Origin of the sequence: Bacteroides sp. ET489 (genome assembly GCF_030518095.1) — a bacterium.
In the GTDB taxonomy this organism is placed as follows: Bacteria; Bacteroidota; Bacteroidia; order Bacteroidales; family Bacteroidaceae; genus Bacteroides; species Bacteroides ndongoniae.
Genome location: NZ_JAULLJ010000001.1, coordinates 140,357 through 157,133, shown reverse-complemented (window position 1 = coordinate 157,133; position 16,777 = coordinate 140,357). Strand labels below are relative to the sequence as shown.

12 protein-coding genes are annotated in these 16,777 nt (G+C 43.0%); 3 read left to right on the top strand and 9 right to left on the bottom strand.

The genetic code is table 11. The annotated features are described in order from the left end of the window. Positions 1 to 4 precede the first annotated feature (4 nt). The 5 genes from Q3C19_RS00670 to Q3C19_RS00650 all read right to left on the bottom strand — a co-directional run bounded on the left by Q3C19_RS00670 (position 5) and on the right by Q3C19_RS00650 (position 8,678). Positions 5 to 3,295 (bottom strand): hypothetical protein, encoded by a 3,291-nt coding sequence (locus tag Q3C19_RS00670; protein ID WP_302726482.1) that lies wholly within the window; start codon positions 3,293 to 3,295, stop codon positions 5 to 7. 12 nt (positions 3,296 to 3,307) lie between these two features. Continuing rightward, positions 3,308 to 5,287 carry a UvrD-helicase domain-containing protein gene (locus tag Q3C19_RS00665; RefSeq protein ID WP_302726480.1) on the bottom strand — a complete coding sequence of 660 codons (1,980 nt, stop codon included), beginning with the start codon at positions 5,285 to 5,287 and terminating at the stop codon, positions 3,308 to 3,310. 141 nt (positions 5,288 to 5,428) lie between these two features. Further along, positions 5,429 to 6,475 (bottom strand): hypothetical protein, encoded by a 1,047-nt coding sequence (locus tag Q3C19_RS00660; RefSeq protein WP_302726478.1) that lies wholly within the window; start codon positions 6,473 to 6,475, stop codon positions 5,429 to 5,431. 19 nt (positions 6,476 to 6,494) lie between these two features. Continuing rightward, positions 6,495 to 7,067: a hypothetical protein gene (locus tag Q3C19_RS00655; RefSeq protein ID WP_302726476.1), complete on the bottom strand. Its 573-nt coding sequence runs from the start codon at positions 7,065 to 7,067 to the stop codon at positions 6,495 to 6,497. A 273-nt stretch (positions 7,068 to 7,340) separates the two neighbouring features. Beyond that, entirely contained in the window at positions 7,341 to 8,678 is a 1,338-nt protein-coding gene (locus tag Q3C19_RS00650) for a DUF2130 domain-containing protein (RefSeq protein WP_302726474.1), read from the bottom strand. A 282-nt stretch (positions 8,679 to 8,960) separates the two neighbouring features. Between Q3C19_RS00650 and Q3C19_RS00645 the strand changes: the two genes are divergently transcribed. Then, complete coding sequence (locus Q3C19_RS00645) at positions 8,961 to 11,132, top strand: HRDC domain-containing protein (protein WP_302726472.1); 2,172 nt, start codon at positions 8,961 to 8,963, stop codon at positions 11,130 to 11,132. Here the strand turns inward: Q3C19_RS00645 and Q3C19_RS00640 are convergent. Further along, positions 11,124 to 11,906 carry an AraC family transcriptional regulator gene (locus Q3C19_RS00640; RefSeq protein ID WP_302726470.1) on the bottom strand — a complete coding sequence of 261 codons (783 nt, stop codon included), beginning with the start codon at positions 11,904 to 11,906 and terminating at the stop codon, positions 11,124 to 11,126. The two genes, Q3C19_RS00645 and Q3C19_RS00640, sit on opposite strands and share 9 nt — an antisense overlap. 360 nt (positions 11,907 to 12,266) lie before the next feature. Here Q3C19_RS00640 and Q3C19_RS00635 point away from each other — a divergent pair, with 360 nt between their 5' ends. Then, complete coding sequence (locus Q3C19_RS00635) at positions 12,267 to 12,818, top strand: flavodoxin family protein (protein ID WP_302726468.1); 552 nt, start codon at positions 12,267 to 12,269, stop codon at positions 12,816 to 12,818. A 17-nt stretch (positions 12,819 to 12,835) separates the two neighbouring features. Here Q3C19_RS00635 and Q3C19_RS00630 read toward each other — a convergent pair whose 3' ends face one another. From Q3C19_RS00630 to Q3C19_RS00620, 3 genes are all read right to left on the bottom strand, one after another. Next, the gene (locus Q3C19_RS00630) at positions 12,836 to 13,417 is read right to left on the bottom strand and encodes an occludin (RefSeq protein ID WP_071149757.1); all 582 of its coding nucleotides are present in this window, start codon (positions 13,415 to 13,417) and stop codon (positions 12,836 to 12,838) included. A gap of 117 nt (positions 13,418 to 13,534) precedes the next feature. Beyond that, on the bottom strand, positions 13,535 to 14,299 hold the full coding sequence (locus Q3C19_RS00625; protein ID WP_302726465.1) for a response regulator transcription factor: 765 nt from the start codon (positions 14,297 to 14,299) through the stop codon (positions 13,535 to 13,537). Between the two features lie 48 nt (positions 14,300 to 14,347). Continuing rightward, entirely contained in the window at positions 14,348 to 15,949 is a 1,602-nt protein-coding gene (locus tag Q3C19_RS00620; RefSeq protein WP_302726723.1) for a cell wall metabolism sensor histidine kinase WalK, read from the bottom strand. 147 nt (positions 15,950 to 16,096) lie between these two features. On the opposite strand from Q3C19_RS00620, the gene Q3C19_RS00615 reads away from it, so the two are divergent. After that, on the top strand, positions 16,097 to 16,759 hold the full coding sequence (locus Q3C19_RS00615; protein WP_302726463.1) for a CatA-like O-acetyltransferase: 663 nt from the start codon (positions 16,097 to 16,099) through the stop codon (positions 16,757 to 16,759). Positions 16,760 to 16,777: the final 18 nt, after the last annotated feature.

The following is a 16,777-nucleotide window of genomic DNA, read 5'->3' as shown; positions in this document are numbered from 1 at the left end:
TAACTTATATAATTTGAATATCTTCTTTATGAAATTGCGATAAGTCAGGCAATTTAATTACTTCATCGGTCAAAGTGAAAACGGATTCAAACGTTAGTCCGCCATTTTTTGTATATCCAATCGATGCCCCTTTTGGTTCAAACTTCCATCTGTTTTTGTTTTGGATGAGGAATGACATCGCCTCGTTAACGGTTCTTGTATCTAATCTGTAAAATTTCCCTTGACAATTTAAGTATATTTTATGTTTATGGGCTACAGCCAAAATATCATCGGCGCCCTTACGGTTTTTTAATATCATATACGTCTCCAGACATCTACGCCCATTAAATTGGGATTTATAGAGTTCCATTCTATGTGTAGTTTGGACAGCATCTCTTACAAGATTACTGTGGTTATTGCTCATCTTTGAGGCAAGTATGTTGCATCTATCTTGATCATGAAGCTTATACTGATTCATTAATGTGTAGTATGTATTACCAGGAGTTCCGCACACAAATACTTTTTGGGTTTCAGGCAACCCTAAATTCATTAAGTACAAAGCTCTGTCAACATAATTAGGTAGCAGCAATGTAGCTGGAAGATAGACAGAATAATCTTTTTGTTTAATTACCATAGGTGCATTCATCTCATGGTGGCAAATGATTGATGCCCACGGTAACATACCTTGCTCAATTTTGGCAAACTTATTATTTGCTTTTTCAATGTACCAGGTTTTATGTGTGCCAGTGCTTCTCATTGACCTTATTCTTGGTATAGCAACAGTTGTGGCTGGTTCGAGTTGAGAAATAAAATTGGACGAACCAACGTTAAATTGGAATTTAGAGTAGATATCGTTATATGAATATGAAGGTATTATATTGAGTAACGACAAAGCAAAATCGTGGTTATCAAGCACATCACACTGCTGTCCAGACTCTTTGCTAAACTCACTTGGAGAGAAATTGGGGCCAAGAAGTATAATTGGTGGCAACAGTTTTTCTTCATCTTTTTGGCTCTTATTCTTGATACAAAACATGTTTACCTGATGTCCGTCACAATACTTAATCAGATCTGCAACAAATGCCCGTGTGTAACAACCTCCCAACATCAGTAATTGAGATCCTTGGGTCTGATACAGTGAAAATGGCACTCGCATAAATGAAGGTACTATAGCTTGACATTTGCCGGTAGAATAGTCAATGTGTAACAAACCTGCCTTACTGAGAATTCTCTTTGTATTACTTATGAATTCTTTTTGTTGTATATTAATGTTCAAACGGGTTGCTGCATAGCTAATACACTTTCTGAACTTTGCATGTGCTATTTCAGAGTACTTTGAATCGTAACAACATGCGGCGAGCAAATTTGTGAAATATAGGTCATCCGAAATAGAGTTGAAATCTTCTTTGTTGATTTGAAACAAGCCTCTGACATTTGCTGATTGATATTTGATATCAACATGATTGCCATAGTAAGTATGGTCATTTTCTGTCTTAGTGCCGAATTGGTCAAATCTGTATGCATATGACGGATCGTAAATTATACTTTGACCGCAGACATCTATACTGTAACAATAATTTGTGTTACCATTGTGCTCAAGACGGATATCCATGTAAGCAATTTCAGAACTTCCGATAGGCATTTCCTTGATATTCAAAATAATTCTATTATCTATCACTTTATAAGTAAATATGTCTTCCCTATCGCCCCCATTAAGATTCATAAAGACTTTTATGTCTTCAGGATTATAAATAGTTGGAATTTCAAAGTAAGGAAGTGCATTAATGAAATAGCAGCCATTGCTCTTCTTAATGCCTCCCTTCATAATTATGGTTGATGACTCTTGCCGTTCTGAGTTAGTAGCTACGTTTTGATAGTATTGGCCATTCAACTTATTCTCTGTATAGAAGATAGTCCAGTTCTCTCCAAACAAATCTCTTGTATCTTCATTGGGCCATTGCACCAGCGTGTTCCTATTATCTATACACCATTGGTTAAAAACAGACTCAGAACCATTACGGACAGCTATGATATAAGATTTTGCAGGTTTAATCGTTCTAGTTTGAATAAATAAGCTATCATCATACTCATAAAAAAAGATTACATTTTCAGTAGGCAATGGTGTGATATGATAACAGTTTTTCTTTAAAGCATAATCCTTCAGTTCTATTTCTTCTGACTGGTTTTGCAATTTTACAAATGATGTATTATAACCAGCCAGTGTTCCTGATTTCCCTTCATTTATGCAGAAACCACCTTCATTCACATATTGCTGTACAGTAGTGAGTAAGACGATTGAGTTCGTTTGTTCTTCATCATCTGGAATATATACACCCAATGCAAACTCACCGTTTACTATAGTTTCTTTGTAATCTTTCGTCTCCTTCCGTTGAGCTAAATTGCTTTCATAAACATCAATATCAAAATCGTCTATTACGGACTGAATCTTACGGGCTGATATTCCTTTATAATCGTTTGACGAGTAACAACTTAACAAGATATTTTTTAGTTCCTCATTAGCTTTAATATCTTTTAGAGAATTTATTATAAGGCCAATGATATCAACGAATGATTTTGAGTCAACTAATTTCCAGATACTCGACTTATATATGGCATCTTGTATTTTGTTACGTGTAGATGCAGAAAGCGGTAGATGATATAAGATTCTTCCAGCATAGTCTCCATATTCTGAATTAGAATGGTCATATACACTGGCATCTTTGTCAAACCTATTGTCAAATAGGTTTATCTTCTCCCATAATTCAGGAATGAAAGTTCTCGATTTAGGAGAAATATTTTCTCCGACATTATTCCATTCTTGCGTTTTGCCATTATCGAATTTCAAGATAACATAGATTATTATGGCAAAGAATGGCATGCTATGCACTGATGGTTTTTTACCTTCTGATACACGAATTCTTATACAACCTTCGTTATCTTCGTATTTATCAAAGTATTTTATATCCTTTGAATAAATATGGTTTGCAACTGCAAGCACATCTAAACGCCTATTGCTCTTCAGACAGAAAATACTAGAATAATATTTGCAATCAAAATGACCGCAAACATTATTTCCATTTGGGTCATTTGTTGTGCAAATATATCTATTGTAATGAGCGCAGAAATTCTCTACACTTGAAATAAACTCGTTCTGATAATCATCTGCCTCAATACCTTTGCTTTTACCAATTTCTTCCAAGAGTTGTTTGTCTATGTGGAGTAAAATCTCGCTCTTTCCTTTCTTAAAAAAGTGTTCAATCAGACCATTATTCCAAAGGAAGTACTCATAATAATTTTTATAAAAGAAACTGTCCATATCTAATTTAATTTAAATAATATTCCATTCAATGAAGTCTGGATATGTATCAGCAAGTTGCTTAAGCATTTTTCCAATCTTCGAATTCGTATCAGACAACGTTATTACCAATGTGTCTATCGGTCGTGTCAATGGCATAAGCGCCCATAATAGTACATTCCGTTTCTTAGCCACTTCCGGATCAAAACATAATTCATCTTCAGTAGGCTTGTATATATTTAATTTATATTGAATAAGTTCATCAAAGTTGGCACATACAACACACCATCCCTCAAGCCCTCTGCATGAATCATATTGAAACACACGGCATTGATCTTTTGTCGGGTAGGTAGTTCTATTCCTGTTGTTAATGCCATCAAATATAGGTATGCCAGCCAGGGCGTATGTTTCTGCTTTAGAAAAGGATTTATTACCTTTATCATCTGTTTTAACCAAAGTTGGAGGTTCAAGGATAAGTATGTCGTAATTCTCACAGTTGTTCCTCTCGCAATTAGTTTTGAGCATGTCGTATGTTGATTTCATGAATTTTGAGTAGATTTTAATCTCTCCACCTGGCAATTCATCATTTGGCTTGACTTTCCAATCAAGATTGGCTAAACGCGCAAAAGCATTAACAAATGATACAAGATTGGTTTTCTGTCTTCGTTCCAATTCCATAGCTTTCGGTTTATGTACAAGAGACTTCTCAACCCCTTTCTCCCAAATTTGACGGTTACCTGCTCTCATGAATTGATCCACGCCATCAGCAACCACCAATCTGTTTGCACCATAAATCTTGAAAAGTATTTTTTTCTCTAAATCTGAGAAGTCTTGCGCTTCGTCTATCAGGATATAGTCCCAATCGATTGTGTTTTCTGCCATGTCCTTCAGAGCATCAATATCTTCTTTCTCGCATGTTTTTACTATAAAATCATAAAGTTGTTCTAATGCAAGATTATAGTCATTGTCATAGGTTATTTTCAGTGGGTTCAGGTGATTGACATCAACGCCAATCTCTTTCATCAATGTTTGGAAGAAAGAATGTATAGTCTTGATTGATACTGTACGTCCGTCAACTTTCGATGGCATTGGGGTATAGTCGATCAAACGTTTGATGTCACTCACCAAGGCGTTGTTGTAAGTAAGAATCAAGCAACGTTTTGCATAATTTTCATTCGCAAGAAGAAATGCTAATTGCAGTAACTGAACAGTTTTCCCTGTCCCTGCTCTTCCAGTGACAATAGTAAGCTTATTGCCAACGTCTGACAAAAGCTTTTCAACTTCTGTATTTTTTTGACTTAACAATTCGAATTTTTGTTTGGTCAAACCTTGTGGCTTTCTCTCTACTGTAAACAGGTCAACAATAGACTTATACTCCTTTGCACCATCATTAAAGCTATCCAAACAGTATCTTGACATCTCGGTTTTGATAACATTGGCTTGTTGGAGAATTACGTTAACAAGATCTCTGAATTTGAATCCTCTGTGCAATGCGTTGTCAATTGTGCAGCCTCTCATGTATGACAAATCTGTCTTTGACAATCCATTGAACCAAAGTACATCGCAAATAAACGGTTTGATATTCAATTGGTCATTTAGATGGTTGAATAATGAAAACTTCGCTTCACAACATTGTTGGGAGGCATTATGAGGAATATCGGAATAATAGACTATATAATCTGTGCCTTCACGTTTTACGCAATTTGCAGAGTGCGATTTAAGTTCTATGTTACAAATGAAACTTTTAATGTCCAACTCTTTTACTACGCTGTAATTCTTGGTATTGATGTTCTTTAGGGTTAGATTTTCTATAAATCCCATAACAAGTATATCTATGTCATTCCGTTTCTGGCCGAAAATACGTATGCTTGTCATGATATATATTGTACCCTTCGCATTAGGATATTGAGCTAAATCCTCTTGGAGTTTGTTCTTCAATTGGTTTGCGGCTTCATCCTCTTGTGAAAGAAGGGTAGTATCTTTAGCAAAACTCTTAATGTGGATATTTATCATATTGTATTTATTTTGTGACTAATCAAGAATTACAAAACAGTTATAATATCTATCAGTCTTTTTTAATAATAAATTAGCATGATATTATTTAATCAATATTACTCTTATTATTGGAAGTTCACTGTTTTAACGCTACAGATTCTACAAAGAATAACTCAAATCTTCTTGTGCCTCTTTCAAACTATTTCCAATGCCATAATGAGTACCTTTTTTCACTACATAAAATCGGTATTCACTATCTATGCTATTAGAGCCAGTTATCTCCCGATACACGTCGAGGATGGGGGCAATAACAATCCAATAATCGTCGTGCTGCTCAATCACTTTATACAAATTGTCCTTGACATACATGTATCCGCTGTCCTTCCAAATTAGATGGGGCAGGTCGGCCGGAAGCTCTGTTCTTACATTCGAAGCGTTTGCCTGATTTTCATCCATCATTATCTTTCCTCCTACAATCAAGTTGTCGGGGAGTTCTTGAATGCGGGTGGACCTGATATCTATATTTCCGCCAACGATCAATTTGTCAGGAAGTTCTGTCAGGCCAGACTCACTCAAGTCCAGATCTCCATTGACGACCAGACCATCAGGCAAAGATTTCAGATTCTTACAATTGGATAAATATATATTTCTGCCAATGCGGATATTTTTCGGCAACGTTTCTATGTAGCTGCAATATGCTTCCAAATCATTTCCTATGATGATGTTTTCCGGCAATTGACGTATGGCTGTCTTTGCTATATTCAGATTGCCATAAACGGACTTAATGTCGGGAAGTGATTCAAGATTCTTACAACCCTCCAGGAATAAATCTCCTGCAAAGGCCGTACAGGTATCTGGAATTTTCTTTATATGGGGACAATCTATCAATACTAATTCTTTCCAGCAAGATGAATGGACGGGTAAAGTATCTATCTCTGACTGGAATAGATATATTTGCTCCAGTTGAAGCGATTCCGGCAAACGGACTATGTTGGGGCATTGCTGTATGGAAAGATATTTGATGTCCAGATCCTCAGGTAATGATTTAAGTGAAAAGCAACCTTTTAAAGTCAGTCCATATAGTTTGAGTTGAGATGGCAAACTATCTGTAACATCACCATTCAGGGTAACACACTCCATACCATTGTCAAGCATTTTACTTGAAACGCCGGCTATACTGTATAAATCTTCTTTCGTTATCATCATTCACTATTTGGTTAACACATCATTTTCCTGCTATAATTTCCCGAATCTTCTCTTTTATTTTGCTTTCTGTTGAATTTGGCGGTAAGTAGTCGGCCAACTTGATATATACGGTATTGATCACATCCTTAATGCGATTTTCTGCTTCTTCAATTTGAGGCTTAAGTCCCCAGTAATCTATAATCAGTTCGTTGATATTAGGCCAGTCAACCCTCGTTATCTCGCCTGGTGTGTAGAACAGTGACAAGGGAACATTTATGTCGGCGGTTGTATATTCTACTTTAATTGTAGCGGTATTGTTCAAACATAAGGATCCGCCATTGACCGCCATACAGATTTGCTTCGTTTTGCAGTCTTTTACAAACAATCTGAACCACCTGTAGGAAACGGAGAAACTGCCAGTACCCTCTGTTTCGGCTTCAAACGTGTATTCTCCTCCAAGGACTTTCGCTGTGACAAGACCCGGAGTTGCGACGCTTAAAGATAGTTTGTAAGCGTCCGAGTACTTTGCATGTTTCTTATATCCTGCAAATAATGCCTTTATTGCGGTGCTAAGAGATTTTTTGGTTGCTCTTATGGTAATAGTGTCATTCATAATACAATGTGAAATGTGTATAAAGGATTAACGGTACTATTTCTGTGCGTACTTCATATACATATTTTCGACCTTTTTCCTCATTTCTTCTCTGAGGTATTCAGGTTCGAGGCTCTGTTTGCCTAATAAATAGGCACATATACAAAGTTCTTGCAATATTCGTAATATTTTTTAGAATTTGCAAACAAGTTTGGTGAAATTTTGTCAACAAATTGGGATGTGTGCTTAAGGCTCAAGTTTCGCATTTGCGAAACTTGAGTAACTAACCTTAATTTAGTTATCGTCGGATGGGTTGTCACTTCCAACCGTTCTTGCATCATCAAACATTTTTTTCATCGTTGGATTGCCGCGTGTAAGTCTTTTGATCGAAAGGGCTTCAGTGTCATTGTTGGCAAGTCTGAGATAATTTGCAGAGCTCATAAGATCTTCTTTCATTTTTTGAAGAGATATGATCGCTTTGTCAATATCTTCAATCGCTTTGTTGAACTTTGCGCTTGCATGTTGGTAGTGGTAGCCGAATTTGTCCCTGAAGTCATTCAACTTGTTTTCAAAATTAGTTACATCCACCGATTGCTGGCGGGCTATAATCAGCTCCTTTTGATATTCGATGCTCTTTTTTGAGGCCTGGGTCAGTAGGGATATCAGTGGCATAAAGAATTGTGGACGAATGACAAACATTTTGGGATAGCGGTAGGACACATCCACGATACCCTCATTGTACAGGTCGTTGTCGGGCTCCAACAGCGAAACAAGAATAGCGTATTCGCATCCTTTGTCTCTCCGGTCTTTATCCAGTTTGGCGAAAAAATCTTCATTCTTGTGTTTAGTGGCAGTTTCGTCCATCTCATTCTTCATTTCGAACATCATTGAGATATATTCAATATTGTCGATATAATCGCGGAAAATGAAATCTCCTTTACTTCCATGGCTGGCATCGTTGTCCTTATCAAAGTATGCATTGGGGTACATACTTGTACGCACACGATTGAATTCATTACTGCAATGAACCTCAAGCGATTCACCTATCATCTTTGTCGATAGTTTCGCTTTCAGGTCTTTATAGTAGTCAACGAGTTCTTGCTTTTGCTTGAGTTGACGCTCATAGTCTTCTTTAATGCTGGCTTCTCGGATGGTGGCTTCCTTTTGTTTCAAATCAATTTGACTCCTCAACTCAATTAAAGAATTTTCTTTTGTTTGAATGAGGTCTTTTACTTTATTGCGCTCTTCAAGAATGGCAACCTGTATGTTGCTTTCGTTTTGTTTAATAATCGATTTCAATCGTACAATTTCTTCATTGGTTTTTGCACGTTCTGTTTCCAATTCCAGTTGCTTAGCTTGATTGAAGCTGTCTAAGCGGGCTTGAAGTTTAACGATCTCGTTTTCTTTTTTCGATAATTCGATTTCTTTTGAATTTAATTGTTCCTGATATTTCTGACTGATTTTCATCGAATCCGCTTCTTGCTGGATTTTGTTTTGTTTCATTATCTCTTTGAGGCGAGATTCAACTTCAGCATCAAATTCCAGTGTTTTCACTTGGCTAACAATGGAAGCATAGTCTGCTTCATCTACGGAAAATACACTTCCGCAATTGGGGCATTTCAGTTCTTTCATACGCATTATAAATTTAAAATTTAGAATTTGATTTATTTTTAGTGCAAAGTTATCTTTAAACTGTGCAGATTTTCTGCATAAATGAAAAAAATATCAGACTTTCCATTCATTAAATAACGATTTTTTGTGAACAGCATTAGTCAAGAGTCCCTCTTGGGCATCCCTAAACTCCCTCTTTCCCTCCCTAAACTCCCTCTTTACGATCGTAAAGTGCCTCTTTCGGTGTAGGAATATAGGCTTTTTTATTTATCTTTACCCCCAATTGAAAATACGCATACGGTCATGGAGCAGAATCAGGAATTGGCATTGGCATGGGAGTTTATAGAAAATACCGGTACTCATCTTTTTCTTACAGGAAAGGCGGGTACGGGGAAGACGACGTTTTTAAGGAAACTGAAGGAAGACAGCCCGAAGCGGATGATCGTGCTGGCTCCTACGGGGATAGCCGCCATCAATGCCGGAGGGGTGACCATCCATTCCTTTTTCCAGCTTCCGTTTGCACCTTACGTGCCCGAAACGTCTTTCAATGCCGACGGAAAGGCTTCGTACCGTTTTCGCTTTGGGAAAGAAAAGCTGAACATCATGCGCAGCATCGACTTGCTGGTGATTGATGAAATCAGTATGGTACGTGCCGACTTGCTGGATGCCATTGACAATGTGCTGCGCCGTTTTCGCGACCGGACAAAACCGTTTGGTGGCGTACAGCTGCTGATGATAGGCGACTTGCAACAGTTGTCGCCGGTGGTGAAAGAGGACGAATGGCAACTGCTGGGCAAGTTCTATGACACGCCTTACTTCTTTTCGAGCCATGCGCTGAAACAGACCGAATATTGCACCATCGAATTGCAGAAAGTATACCGTCAGAGCGACGGAGATTTTCTGGAACTGCTGAATCGCATTCGCGAGAACCGTTGCGACAAGACTGTGCTCGATGCGTTGAACCGTCGGTATATTCCCGATTTTCATCCGCGGAAAGAGGACGGGTACATCCGGCTGGTGACCCATAACTATCAGGCACAGCGCATCAATGAGCACGAGCTGGAGCAACTGCCCGGGAGGGTATATACTTATCGTGCTACCATCGATGGCAAGTTTCCCGAATATTCTTATCCTACCGACGAACTGCTGGAGCTGAAAAAGAATGCCCAGATCATGTTTGTGAAGAACGATACGTCGGGCGAACACCGTTATTACAACGGTATGATCGGCGAAGTGACGGATATTTCGCAGCAGGGCATTGTTGTGCGTACGCTGGAGAATCCGCAACCTTTTGTATTGCAGGAAGAAGAATGGGCCAATGCGAAATATGTGCTCGACGAAGAGACAAAAGAGATCACCGAGGACATTGAAGGAACCTTCAAGCAATATCCTGTAAAGCTGGCATGGGCCATCACGATTCATAAGAGTCAGGGGTTGACTTTCGACCGTGCGGTGATTGATGCCAGTGCATCGTTTGCCCATGGACAGGCTTATGTGGCTTTGAGTCGTTGCCGCACGCTGGAAGGCGTGGTGCTGAGTGCTCCGTTGTCGGAACGGGCCATTATCAATGACGAGGCGGTAGAAGCCTTTACATTGAAAGCCCGTGACAGTCGTCCGGATGCGATGCGGGTACATACGCTGCAACAGGCTTATTTCCTGGAACTGCTGACGGGGTTGTTCGACTTCTTCCCGCTGGAGCAAAGCTTGCGCAAGTATGTGCGTCTGATAGACGAGCACTTGTATAAACTTTATCCCAAACAGCTTGCTTCCTATAAAGAGGTGGTGGAGCAGGTACATGAAAAAGTGGTGATGGTGGGGCAGAAGTTTAAGCAGCAGTACACGCGTCTGGTAGGTGCCTCTGCCGATTATATGACGGACCAGCATCTGCAGGAACGCATTCATCAGGCTGCCTTGTACTTTGGTGAGCAGCTTCAGCCGCTGGAGGAACTTCGGAAGAACCTGATACTGCAATCGGACAACAAAGAACTGAAGAAAAAACTGCGCGATGCAGCAGATGAACTGGTGGAAGGTATATTGCAAAAAACAGGATTGCTGAAGTTTGTCGTTCAGGAGGGTTTTCATACAGCACCGTATCTGAAGCAGAAAGCACTGTTGTCCATCACAGACCTTCAACAGGCAGCCGGCAAGCAGGCGGCTAAAGGCAGGCAGAAGGCAGCTGCCGGAGGCGGAAAAGCCGATGTGCCTGCCGATATTCTTCATCCGGAACTATATAACCGCCTGGTGGCATGGCGCAATGCCGAAGCGGGCAAGCAGGGGATGCCGGTATATACGGTGCTGCAGCAGAAAGCAATATTGGGAATCAGCAACCTGCTGCCTACTGATGAAGCCTCGTTGCTGTGCATTCCGTACATGGGCAAGAAAGGGGTTGAAAAGCACGGAGATGCTATTCTGGAGATGGTGAAGGCTTATCGGAGAGAACAGGGAATGCCCGATGATGCGCTTTCGTTAGATTAAGCCTACAGCGTGATGGATGGCGTTTGTCTGCTCTTTTTCGTGCAGATATAGTTGGAAATATTCATTCCAGTTTTTTCCGGTTTCGAACTTCAGCAAGTCATTGAAATAGGCTGCTGACAGTTTCAGGGTGGCGGCGCAGGTGGCCGGAGGAGGGACCTGTATCTTATCCGGATGACAGCCTTCGGTGTAGCGGTCAATCCATCTTTCGGTTTTGCAGACGATGGCTTTGTTCTGGTTGTCGCGGGTGATGAACTGACGTTCGTAATAGCGTGTGCAATATTCAAGCATCAACTCGATGTGGTACGATAGGATGACACTGCTATGAACGTCGGCCGGATAGCGCAGCTCGTTTTCGAGGTTTCTGAGGCAGCATACGATTTGTTCGGTTTCGCGTTGGGACAAGTGCAGGGCCTCGCTCTTGGCGTAGTCGAAGAACGAGTATTTTTTGATTCGTTTGCTCAGTGATGTGTCGAACTGGTCGGGCTGAAAAACGAGCAGATAACCTTTCGAGGGAAGCGAGTGTTCCTTGTCCATGCGGAAGGTCTGTTCGGGAGGCAAAAATATCATAGTGGCATACGAGTAGTCGCAGCTTCCTTTTCCGCAACAGCAATGGTTCTTTTCGCATTTCTCAGCCAGAATGATGGCATATACTCCAAACTTTATGCTTGTTTGCTGCATGCAGGAGTCCGACAGATTGATAATGCTTATTTCGGGATGCAAGGTCCGGCTTCCCAGGCATAGGTTACACTCATATATGTTTTTTAGCTTCAGCATGTGTCATTCTGTTGTCATATCTGCCGGCAAAAATAGTGACTTATGGCTGTATCCGGATAAACATTATTACGGATTCTGTTATCTTTGTTACGGTTGCAGAGGAGCTGATTGGGTCCGTAAATGCGAGCAATCCATGCCTAAGTATAACGGAAAGTCTGTCCCGCTAATTTTTGATACCCCCGCTTCTGTAATTTTGGTACTGAAATCAGTAAATAGTTTGTTGCGCTGACAGATTTTTCTTCCTTATTTTGCAAGGTGTTTTTCCGGTTGTTTGTGCATTGGAGGGAGGAGATAACAGATCTGTCTGATGCTGGTCGGATGGAAAAACGAATGTATCATAATCATTAAAATATAGAAGCAATGGCAAAAAAAGTGTTGATTTTATCATCCAGTCCTCGTCGGAGAGGAAATTCGGATACGCTTTGTGATGAGTTTATGCGTGGAGCCATCGAAGGCGGTAACGAGGTTGAAAAGGTGTTCTTGCGCGACAAGAATATTCACCCTTGTCTGGGATGCAGCGTGTGCAGTTACGAAAAGAAACCCTGCCCGCAGAAAGACGATGCGGTTGAAGTGATTCAGAAAATGCTGGAAGCCGACGTGATTGTAATGGGCACTCCTGTCTATTTTTATGCGATGAGTGCGCAGATGAAGACGCTGATAGACCGTTGTTGCGGTCCGTATACCGAAATGAAGAACAAAGAATTCTACTTTATCGCTACCGCGGCCGAAGACTATCCTTCGATTATGGAACGCATCGTTGACAGTTTCAGCGGATTTCTCGACTGTTTGGAAAATCCGATGCTGAAAGGTACCGTGTTCTGTGGCGGGGTATGGCATCCGGGTGAGATAAAAGCAAAACCCGAAGCCATGCGCAACGCTTACGAGATGGGACTTCGGGTATCGCTTGATTGAGCAGTGTCGGCAGAGGGTCAGTAAGGAGAGTTTCGTCCTTGCTGCACTTCTATACGGAAGCCGAACGAACCGTCCTGCGATTTCAGTTCGAAAGCACCTTTAAAATTATTTTTTTCCCAGGGAAGGGCAGAAGGATTGAATACCTTTCGTCCTTCCTTGTTGTATTCGCCGTAGGTGTTGATACGCATGCCGTTCTTCAGTTTAAAGCTGCCCATTTGCAGGTTGTCCATCAGGCTGCCTACAGAGTTCAGACCAAAAGGATTGAGATAGAAGGACGAACCGCTGCTGAACATGTTGCTAAGCCCCGACGAGTAGGTGACGTCCGGATTGAGCCGGAATAGCTGGCTGTAGTCTTTGCTTGCATTGGGAATGACAATCTTGAAAGACTTGCTCAGGTCGGGAGTCGGCATTTTGATCAGGCTGTTCATATCTATCAGGAAGCCTCCGTAGTTTCGGGTTCCGTCGGGTAGAAGTTGCTCTTCAGCAGGGGGAATGTTGCCTGTCTCCTGGCGCAACGTATCGGTTGCCACTTCGTTTTGGGCAAAGGCCATGCTGCTGTACAAGGCAATGATCGTGAATAGAAATAAAAAACGTTTCATTTTATCTACACATTTTGTCTGCTTCAAAGATAATGCTTTTCTGCCGACCCTTTCGCGTGTCTTAAGACTATTTATCTGTTTTTTCAATATTGCGTGAAAGATGACTTAGCGACATTTCTATTGGGTAATCAGTTTATACCCGATGCCGCGTACATTGATGATACGTATGTTTTTGTCCTTGGCCAGTTTGTGGCGCAGTTTGGTGATGAAGACGTGCAGGCTTCGTTGGTTGAAGAAGGAGTCATCGCCCCAGAGGTCGAGGAGGATGTCGCGCATGTTCACCACACAGTTGCGGTTCTGGCAGAGGCGGCGCAGTATTTCGGTCTCACGGTGCGACAGTTCCTGTTGGCCGCCTTCATGAAGGAGGAGTTGACGTCGGATGTCGAGCTGGTAACTGCCAATCGGGTAGAGGGAGGGGGCTTCCACTTCGGCTGTTGTGTAGGTACAGGCACGGCCCATCAGTGCCTTGATGCGTATGATGAGTTCCTGCATGCCGAATGGTTTCTTCAGGTAGTCGTTGGCACCCAGTTCGAAGCCTTCGACAACGTCGTTTACGGCCGAGCGGGCAGTGAGGAAAATGACAGGCGTACGGCGGTCGCTTTGCCGGATGCGGCGTACCATTTCGAAACCGTCCATGCGGGGCATCATGATGTCGGCTACCACTATGTCGGGATGAAGTTCGAAAAAGAGGCGCAGGCCTTCTTCCCCATCTACAGCGGTATGGATAAGGAAGCCCTGACCTTCGAGGGTGTCCTTGATGATCATGGCAAGGGTCTGTTCGTCTTCGACGAGGAGGACGGATATAGAACTATCGAGCCTCACCCCCGGCCCCTCTCCCTGAGAGAGGGGGGAGGGGGTGTGTTTACTATCTTTGGTTATCATTTTTATTGTTTCTGTTTTTTGTATTAATCAAAAGTTGGATAATATTCATTATATATATTTATTATCAGATACATCCATTTCCTTCCCTCTCTCTGGGAGAGGGGTCGGGGGTGAGGCCTTGCCTGCCCTCAATCTCACTTTAAACTCACTTCCTTTCCCCGGTTCGCTTTTCACTTCCACCGTACCGCCATGCTTCTCTACCATTGTCTTCACATAGAACAGACCGAGGCCGTAGCCTTTCACTTCGTGCAGGTTGCCGGTGGGTACACGGTAGAACTTGTCGAACACATGGGGCAGGCGGTCGCGGGCAATGCCGATGCCGTGGTCGCTGACACAGATTTCTGTATATACTTGTCCGTTTGTGGCTGTATGATTGCTGCAACGGACGGTAATGTCAGCCTGGTTGCGTGAATACTTCACGGCATTGTCCAGCAGATTGCTCACGATGTTAGACAGATGGGTACGGTCAGCAGGTACGGTCAGGTCTTCGGGAACGATGTCAAGCGTGATGTGGACAGGCTTGCCGGCTTTCAGCTTATGCTGTTCGACGAGGGAGGGCAGGAGGGTAGCTAAGTGTACTTCTTCCCAATGGAGGCGGAAGGTCTTGCGTCGTTCCATCGACATGGAAAGTATCTGCTCTACCAGCCCGCCGAGGCGTTGCAACTGCTCCTGGCAGATGCGCAGGTAACGTTCGCGCTTGTTGGGGTCGTCAGCTTGGTGGAAGTTGAGTAAGGCATCGATGGCGGCATAGGCCACGGCAATGGGTGTCTTCAGTTCGTGGGTGATGTTGTTGGTAAAGTCGCTTTTCATTTCCTCCAGCGTCTTCTGCCGCAGGATGGTGTGGATGAGGTACCAGAAGGAGAAGCCGAGGATGAGGAGGATGACCAGCGAAGTTATCAGTATGCCTGCCATCTGCCGCAACACGAGGCCGCCCAACGGTTCGGTGGTAAGACGATAGACGTCGTGTTCCGAAGAGGAGAAGGCGTATTGGTAGCTGACGGCATTGGGACCGGGCACATAGCCGGGAGTGCCGCCCGTAGCCAGGGTGTCGGTATAGACCCAGCGGTCTTGGGCGTCGTAGCCAGAGTACAGGTATTGCAGGCGGTAGCGTATGGGGATATTCATCTCATGCAAGCGGGCGTTGAGCAGGCTGTCGTATACACTGAAATCGGGACTTCTCAATATGTCGAGCCCCGAGTGCAGTCCGCGTTGCAGGTAAATGGCCATGCCGGTCATGGTGCGTTGGTTGCGCAGCAGCATGTCAAGCCCTTCCTTTGCATGAAGCATGGCGTCGGGGCGCACGGTATCTGTCTCTATCCGCTGTAGCGTATCGTTACGGGCGGTGAAGCCCTCTATCACAGTGTCAGATACCTGATGCAGCACGGTGCTGCTCCGCACAAACTGCTTGCCCTCGTCGTCAAAACCAGTGGAGATGGAGACTTCGCCATGCTCTCTGTTCCTTTCCTGTAGGCGTTCGATACGCACCAGCATCTCGTTGTAGTCGCTGATGCGCATGGCTTCCGTGATGTTGCGTTCCAGGTCGGTGCGCATGGTGCGGTAGAGGCCCGTCAGCCAGTAGGCCTGATAGGCAAAGATGCCCGTCAGCGAGAGGATGACGAGCAGGGCGATGTATTTCGAGGGCAGTTTCATGGGGATAAAGATACGCACTTCCTTTTTATCTCCCGATGTCTGGTAAGACTAAATAACACTTCTTTTTCGGTAGGCCGGTGGCTGGATTTCTTCTTATATTCGGTTGTATGTATTAATTTTGTTGCCCGAATTAAAATTGCTGAATATATGAAACATATTATTGATGTAGATACCTGGGTCCGTCGTGACAACTATCGTTTCTTTGAGACCTTTGTCAGTTCGTGGTATGCTGTGGCTACCGAAATCGACTGTACCGAAGCCCGTGCGGCAGCCAAACGCCGGGGGCAGTCGTTCTTTCTCTATTACCTGTATGCTGTGGTACGTGCTGCCAACGAAGTAGATGAGTTGCGTTACCGCATCGACAAGCAGAAGCAGGTTGTCTTTCACGACCGTGTGGACATCATTACACCGATTGCTGTGCCCGGCCGTACCTTCTTCACCCTGCGTATTCCTTATCACGAAAGTTTTTCCGATTTCTATGCCGAAGCCCATCAACTGATTACCAATATCCCGCCCGACGGTGACCCCTATGGTGCCGAGAAGACGCTGATGGCCCAGGGCGACTACGACGTGGTGCATCTGAGTGCCGTGCCCGGCATGTATTTCACATCCGTTACTTATACGCTGGCCGAAGCGGGCAATGCCTGCAACTACCCTTTGATGACTGCCGGCAAGGCCGTCATCCGCGAAGGCCGGTTGGTGATGCCGTTGTCCATTTATGTGAACCATGCTTTTGTCGATGGCTCTCACCTTTCGCTGTTCTTCCAGAAGATAGAGCAGTATCTGAAGGAGATTGCGGAGGAAGTGTGATTTTTTGTTCCCTATAGT